5 protein-coding genes are annotated in these 7,755 nt (G+C 44.1%); 2 read left to right on the top strand and 3 right to left on the bottom strand.

All coding sequences use genetic code 11. From position 1 onward, the window contains the following. Positions 1-430: 430 nt before the first annotated feature. The 3 genes from FVR03_RS06815 to ppk1 all read right to left on the bottom strand — a co-directional run bounded on the left by FVR03_RS06815 (position 431) and on the right by ppk1 (position 5,147). Positions 431-811 carry a DUF805 domain-containing protein gene (locus FVR03_RS06815; RefSeq protein ID WP_147920984.1) on the bottom strand — a complete coding sequence of 127 codons (381 nt, stop codon included), beginning with the start codon at positions 809-811 and terminating at the stop codon, positions 431-433. Between the two features lie 56 nt (positions 812-867). Beyond that, positions 868-2,532, bottom strand: coding sequence for a S8 family peptidase (locus FVR03_RS06810; protein ID WP_147920983.1), 1,665 nt, complete (start codon positions 2,530-2,532; stop codon positions 868-870). A gap of 512 nt (positions 2,533-3,044) precedes the next feature. Beyond that, positions 3,045-5,147, bottom strand: coding sequence for a polyphosphate kinase 1 (ppk1, locus tag FVR03_RS06805; RefSeq protein ID WP_147920982.1), 2,103 nt, complete (start codon positions 5,145-5,147; stop codon positions 3,045-3,047). Positions 5,148-5,688: 541 nt separating this feature from the next. On the opposite strand from ppk1, the gene FVR03_RS06800 reads away from it, so the two are divergent. Continuing rightward, positions 5,689-6,423, top strand: a complete 735-nt coding sequence (locus FVR03_RS06800; RefSeq protein ID WP_147920981.1) for a glycosyltransferase family 2 protein — start codon at positions 5,689-5,691, stop codon at positions 6,421-6,423. 21 nt (positions 6,424-6,444) lie between these two features. Beyond that, positions 6,445-7,710: a protoporphyrinogen/coproporphyrinogen oxidase gene (locus FVR03_RS06795; protein ID WP_147920980.1), complete on the top strand. Its 1,266-nt coding sequence runs from the start codon at positions 6,445-6,447 to the stop codon at positions 7,708-7,710. Positions 7,711-7,755: the final 45 nt, after the last annotated feature.

Raw genomic sequence — 7,755 nt, 5'->3', positions numbered from 1 at the left:
GAGTGATTCAGTTTCATAAGGCAAATTTCTACCTATAAAGCTAACTATATTTCAGAGGAAGTGCCAGCGAAATGTCAGGAGAGGCAGGAGGTGCTTTTTTATTAGATTTTAGATGGTAGATACTAGAAGCTAGATGTTAGACTTGTGTTGGCATGGGTTCCGCTGTTTAGCAACCGATAAGTTCAGATATGTCGAAGCCAAGTTAATTATTCAAATGAAATTGGCCTTCCAAAGACTTTTTGATGTTTTTTTGTCAAGGGTTAGCCACAGGTTCTTTCGAGCATTTAACTCCCTTGTCATTTAAAATGAGGCATCGCTTTTAGTTAGCACCAGTTCATCCAGTTCGCTTTTACCTACTGTTGGACTCCAACAAAAAAGCCTTACAGCCCCTGCCTGAACTGTAAGGCTTTTGTATGTAACAGGTACTTAACTACACGCCGTACTGGTAATCTACTTTGAGGTTTGGGCCGTATTGGTTGTCGTCATACTGGCTGTCGGTGAACATGAAAACAATCAGCACAATCCAGCCGATGAACGGTACGAGCGAGATGAGTAACCACCAGCCGCTTCGGCCGGTATCGTGGAGCCGCCGAACCGAAACTGCCAGACCCGGAATAAAAACAGCGAGCGAGTAAAGGCCGCCAAGCAAACCAATAGATCCGCCCATGAGAGCCGAGCCAATTATAAAATCGACACCAGCCAATGCCATAGAAACCAAAATGTTGAATAGAAAAAAGTACCAATACTCGCTGCGCCTGGCGCGACCGCTGAACTCTGCGTACTTTCTTAAAACCATCATGTACCAATTCATACTTGTGTTATTTTTAAGGTTAGAAAATTAGTAAGGCACCTGTTGTTACACCTGGTTTATACTCCCTGGCTTTTTTCGTTTACTACCTTTTCGGCCAGTTTCAGGGCTTCGTAGGCATTAATAATTCCTCCTGTTCTGGACAAGTTTGAAAACCTGGTCTTTTTTTTCTTCGGTGAATCCTCGTTTGGTAAGTTCACTTTCTTCTTGCCATAATTAGTGCAGGAGTTTACCAGCACCTCTTTTAGTTCTACTGCCGTTAACTCTGGGTAATAAGACCACACCAGGGCAGCAACTCCCGAAACTACCGGGCTCGAAAAGCTGGTGCCGTCTACCTTGGCGTATTTATTTTCAGGAGCCAGCGATACGATATCAACGCCTGGTGCAAAAAGATCTACTGATCTTTTGCCGTAATTTGTAAACTCAGCTGTTATGCTTTTATCAGAGTTCATAGAGGAGGCCCCAACCTCGATCCAGCTGCTGATAGCTGTGCCATCGTTGCAGTTTCTGGTGGGGTAATGTATGATATCGTCGATGTTGTAAGCGCTGTTGCCGGCTGCGTGCACCAGCAACACGTTGTTAGCCTCTGCGTATTTTATGGCTTCATCAATGTACTGTTTCTCCGGAGAAAACTCTTTGCCAAAGCTCATGTTTATAATGTTGGCTCCATTATCTACAGCATACCTGATGGCCAGGGCAATGTCTTTATCATATTCATCGCCTTCGGGCACAGCTCTGAGGGCCATAATTTCAACGTGCTCGGCTATACCATTTATGCCCAGGTTATTGTTACGCACACCTGCAATAAGGCCTGCCACTGGCGTACCATGGTCTGGCCGCGGACCTTTTACATCGTTGTTGCCATAGTTGCGGTCGTTTATGTCTTCGTGGTCATCAGCCAGTATGGCTCTTGGGTTGTAGGCCGGGTTCAGGTGCTTTTCGAGGGCGTTTTGGGTGTGGTCTTTGTATTTCTGAAAAGAAGCTTTCTCGAAGCCCATGTCGTAACGGCTCAATAGCCAGCCTCTGGCCCGCTGCACATTGTCGTTTTTGGTGGCGATGGCTCTTATTTCTGCTACTGTAAACTCACTTTTGCCCAGGTGCTGGCCAATAACAGCCTCACAGGTAGCGAGCACTTCTTCAAACCTGGTCAGGTTTTCCTGTGTCTTCTGATTTTGGGAAACCTCTTTCTCGTATTTCTCCTGGCAACGCAGAAAAGTTTTATACTCTTCCTGTTTATCGGCAGGAACGGCTTCTACAGCAGCTATGTGCTGGTAAACAGGTGCCAGTTTTCGGTAAATCCGGATATACTCGTACGTTTCGTACCGAATGTTCTCGCCTGCTGCATTCCCCAGAAAACTCCAACCATGCACATCATCTACGTAACCGTTGTTATCGTCGTCGATGCCGTTGCCGGGTATCTCTTTTTTATTCACCCATACTTTCCCCTGCAGGTCTTCATGATTTATGTCGAGGCCAGAGTCTATTACGGCCACTACAATTTTCTTTTTGGGCTGCTTTGTTGGCAATAGCTCTTTGTAAGCACGGTCTACGCCCACTCCCTGTATTTTGTCTTGCGTTGCGCTGCGGTTATACCAGTCTACATACTTGCTATCGAAGGCTGTAACAGTTGTAACCTCTCCTTGTGCTGCCGCATGTTGCAGGTACCCATTCCCCATCGAGAAGCCCAATGCCAACAAGAGTACCTGGTTCAGTTTGTTATTCATTCTTATTTGTTATTTAAATTAGTTGTCGCGTACTAAGTTGCTCCTTTCCCTGGAGCTTTCAGAGGCGTATATAATAAATTTTCTTCTTTGCCCTAAGCAAGAACTTTACCTGTTTATAAATCGGTGCTGTGTTATGTAGAGGCAAGCTTAAATCATTTTTTTAAATATAGTAAAATTCATCTAAAAAGATATAATTTTTCCATTAATAAATATTCCAAGGCTGGCTCTTTCTTCACTTCTTTCTAACCGCTCCTGAACTGACGCACTCTGAAATTACATGACCAATTATATTCATAGCTTAAGTACACGCGCAGCATCATACCCATTGTGAGGCAGCTTAAAGGTTACCTCAATTATTCTAATGTTTTTACCCTTCCAAAGCTAAAAAAGAGAATTTCCGCCAAGGGTATATCCAGGGTTTTGTTTCCAGAACACCTTTCAGCTTGTACAAAAAAAGGAAGCACGAACTGTTGCCCGTGCTTCCTTTTATCGGTTTAGTTAGCTTTAATGTATCAGATAAGTTCTACTTCGCCTTCTATCTGTAAGCTTCTGCTGTAAAATATTTTATGCACATCTACTACCTCCTCATGCGCAGCCAGCCTTTTCTTGGCGTACGTGCCATCTTCGCGCATAATATAGGAGTTCTGGTTGTCGAGCAGGTTATAGTGCAGTATATGAAGGACCTCCCGCTTCAACTCTTCGTTCACGATCAGGAACAAAGCCTCGATGCGACGGTCGAAACTGCGCACCATAATATCGGCACTGCCACCATACACTTTAGAGTCGCCGTTGTTGTGGAAATAGTAGATGCGGCTATGCTCCAGGTTCTCCCCTACTATAGATTTCACTGAAATATTCTCGCTCAGGTCTTCGCGGCCGGGGCGCAGGCAGCAGATGCCGCGCACAATCAGTTTAATAGTAACACCTGCTTTTGAGGCTTTGTAAAGTTCCTCAATAGTCTCTCTGTCTTCGAGCGAGTTAATTTTAATGACAATACCGCTTTTCAGCCCTTTTTTAGCATTGCGTGCCTCAGCACGTATCAGCTCAATAAGTTCTGCCCGCATGTTTTTTGGCGATGTTATCAGGTTCTTGTACTGGTTGGGCCGTGAGTGCCCGGTAATTACATTAAAGAACTCCGATACATCGTGGGCATACACATCGTTAGTAGTCAGCAGGCTTACGTCGGTATACAGGCGGGCTGTCTGTTCGTTATAGTTACCACTGCCTATGTGCACATAGCGCGTCACCTTCTCCCCTTCTTTCCGGATAATCATGAGCATTTTGGTATGGGTTTTATACTTACCTATGCCATATATTACAAAGCAGCCGGCTTTCTCCAGTTTCTCGCCTTCCCGCAGGTTCTTCTCCTCATCAAAACGCGCCTTCACCTCAAACAGCACCGACACGTGCTTGCCATTTTCTGCCGCTTTGAGCAAAGCAGCCGTTACCCGCGACTGGTCGGCTAACCGGTAAATGGTTTGTTTAATACCTAATACATAGGGATCTTCGGCAGCACGCTCCAGCAGGTTTACTACCGGCTCCATGCTGTTGTAAGGGTGGTGCAGCAGCACATCGTGCTCTTTCAGGTAGTCGAACATGTCTACGCCATCGCTGGGCAGGCTCAGGGGCATGAGCGAAGCCGGTTGCTTGGGTCGCTTATCACGAAATTGCCGGTGGTTAATTATCTGCCAGAGGCCACGCAGGTCGATCAGGCTACTAATGGTAAACACATTGGCATTGTCGATGGTCCAGCGTTCCTTTAGCAGGCGCATCATAAACGGCGACGGATTGCGTTCTATTTCCAGCCGTACCACACGGCCCTTCTTGCGGGTGCGAAGCTTCGATTTTATCTCCTGCACAAAGTCCGCATCAATATCATCGCTTTCTTCCAGGGTAAAATCGCCGTTTCGGGTTATACGGAACAGGTTAGCCGAAACGATCTCCACATTCCGGAAAAGCTTTTTAATTTTCCAGCGGATAATCTCCTCTATCGGCACAAAAACAAGTTTGTCTTTTCGGTTTATTTCATAAAAGCGAGCCAGGTTCTGAGGTATCTGCACAAACGTTACGCGGTCCTGCGCCTTTTGCTCATCTTGTGTGCGGGTTACCACGCCAAAAGTTAGCAACTGGTTCATGAGCAGCGGAAACCCATGGTAGTTGTCGTAGACCATGGGTGTCAGGAGCGGAAAAATAGTGTTCTTGAAGTAAGAATCTACTTTTTTCTGCTCCGCCTCGTTCAGTTCCTCCACCCGCAGAATATCAAAGCCAAACTTACAGAACAGTGGCTTCAGTTCGCTGTTAAAGGTAAGGTACTGGTCGTTTACAAAGCGATGGGCATAGTCGAGCAGCTTTTTACGGAACGGTATTTCGCGCAGGCCGGAGTAGTCGGTGCGCTCTTTGCCATAATCGAGGTAGTTATACAAGCTTCCGACCCTGATCATAAAGAACTCATCCAGGTTAGAAGACGTGATGGCCAGAAATTTTAATCTGTCGAAAAAGTTCTTGTCCGTATCGCGCCCCTGATCCAGCACCCTGTAGTTAAAGCGTAACCAACTCAGGTCCCGGCTAATGAGTTTACTTTTCTTAATCTGATCCGAAACTTTATTAATAAGCATGCTCTCTGTGTTATCTATTGTTTATGCTCTTTAGCAAAGCATAAGTTTAGCTGTATTTAGCGTGAAAATATAATTATAAACTAATATGTGTTCATATACACCAAATAAATTTTTCGGCAAAGTTTACCTGTTCCAGCTTTTGTACCTGATGGCGGTTAATCTAAGGTGTTTTTTTAGCAGGAGTTGCAACAGGCGATAAGCTGTGAAATGAATTATAAGTACATCACGTTAGAACACGAAGGTACAGAAAACTGCTAAAAAAATGGCGCGACATCCTGATTATTACACAGTGCGGGTAGTTAGTTAGATAATGGACAAGAAAGCAACATGACAGGATTATTACAGCAATACCTAAATGATTAGCACGCCATTGTTTTATAAACCTATTGATTCGGAATTCCAATTGGCAACTTTATATAGCTAGTTATCATTGGGTCACGAATAATAAATACTAGTATTGAATTTTAATCGGAAAAATCTTCTTCTGTTATAAACTTGATTATTTACTTTTGAATAATTGTAAGGCTATTAATTCAACTTAATGTATTTTGACAATGATTGGGCACTGGTAATACCACTGGCTAACGAAGAGAGTGATTTCTCTCCATTTAGTACACTTTTAACCGCTGTACTCGACAGACTGGAAAGTGGCCACGTTTATTTGGTTGTAGACAAAGTTTCAGTGGATAACACACTGAGTTTGTGCCGCGATTTGTCTGCAAAAGACCCTCGATTTATAACAGTTTGGGCCCCTCAAACCAAAAATGTAGTAGATGCCTACCTGGCAGGTTACCAGGCAGCCTACGACGGCGGCCACGCTTTTATTATAGAAATGGATGCCGGGCTATCGCATGACCCAAGGGCTTTGCCAATGTTTCTGCGTGTACTGAACGAAGGAAATGAGTGTGCCTTTGGAAGTCGCTTTATAAATGGGGGCAGTACAGCAGACTCTGCCTGGGGGCGCTGGTTTTTATCAAAGTTTGGCACATTGGTTTCGAACTTGCTACTCGGAACCACCATGAAAGATATGACTTCCGGGTATCAGGGTTTTCACCGCAGTGTAGTTAAACAGTTTCTGGATTATCCTCTAAAATCGACTGCTCACTTTTACCAGACAGAAATCCGGTACCTGCTCCGCAAAAAAAGGTATATGGAAGTACCTATACATTATAGGGCGCCTTCGGCAAGTGTATCGCCAAAAGCAATTCGTAATGCCAGACAAACCCTATTGTACTATGTAAAACTCCGCTTCACAGGTAAGAAAGTTTACTTATAACGTGTAGGTGAAAACAACTTCATGAAAAAAAATATTTCGATTATCGGAGCTGGTATATCAGGCTTATCTGCTGCGCGATTCCTGGCTAAAACCGCCGATGTTGTGGTGTTGGAGCAAGCCGAAAAAATAGGAGGTCTCGTTAAATGCGACCTTGTTTCAGGCAACCTGTTCCACAAAGTAGGTGGCCATGTGTTTAATGCCAAAAACAAGGCAGTTTCAGAATGGTTTTGGGCACAGTTCGACCAGGAAAAGGAATTTATAAAGGCAAAGCGAAATGCCAAAATTCTTATTAACCAGAAGCTGATAGGTTATCCTATCGAAAATTACCTTGGTGAATTTGACAAGGAAACAGTGCAGAATGTGCTGGCAGATTTACTTAAAATCCAAAATACTGCTCCCAAAGCACCTTTTGCATACAATCATTTCGAAGCATTTCTGGAAGGTACTTTCGGAGAAACACTCTACAAATTATATTTTAAGCCTTACAATCAGAAAATCTGGAATACAGACCTAAGCCTGGTAGCACTGGAGTGGCTGGAGGGAAAACTTCCGATGCCCAATATCCAGGACATCCTGCTCAGCAATATTGTTAAGGAAGAAGAGTCGGATATGGTGCATGCCAGCTTCTACTATCCTAAAACCGGAGGCTCTCAGTTTATAGCAAATCGCCTGGCCCAAGGGATCAACATTATAACAGATCAGTGGGTCAGCAGCATTAGTTTACAGAATGGCCAGTTACTTCTAAATGCCTCCGGCACCGCAGATGCGGTTATTTATACAGGTGATGTGCGCAAGTTAAGCCAGTTAATACAGATAGAAGATGCTGCACTACAACACGCCCTGCAAGCTGTGGAGGAGCTAAAATCGAACGGTACGTCTAATTTGTTCTGCGAATGCGATGACAATGACCTTTCATGGCTCTATATTCCGGAGGATTTTACGCGGGCTCACCGCATTATTTACACCGGCAACTTTAGCCCAGCTAATAATGCAGGAAGTACCCGAAAAACATGCGTAGTTGAGTTCTCTGGCAAAGTCCCTTTACAAGAAATGGAAGAGGAAATAAATAAGTTACCGGGTAACCTCCGTCCGCTGCAGGCTAATTATGAACCGAATTCTTATGTAGTTCAGGAAAAAGACACACGCCAGAAGATAACCAACCTGAAACAACAGCTGCAGAAGCACCATATTTACCTGACAGGGCGCTTTGCTGAATGGGAATATTACAATATGGACAAAGCAATAGAAGCCTCGATGATTCTATCAAAGAATATATTAACACCCTAATTAAATAGTATATCAACAATTCACAATTTATAATGGGTAGCTACT

The organism is Pontibacter qinzhouensis (genome assembly GCF_008017455.1).
In the GTDB taxonomy this organism is placed as follows: Bacteria; Bacteroidota; Bacteroidia; order Cytophagales; family Hymenobacteraceae; genus Pontibacter; species Pontibacter qinzhouensis.
Note: the sequence above shows the minus strand (reverse complement) of the source record. Positions and strands in the feature narration are given on the sequence as shown.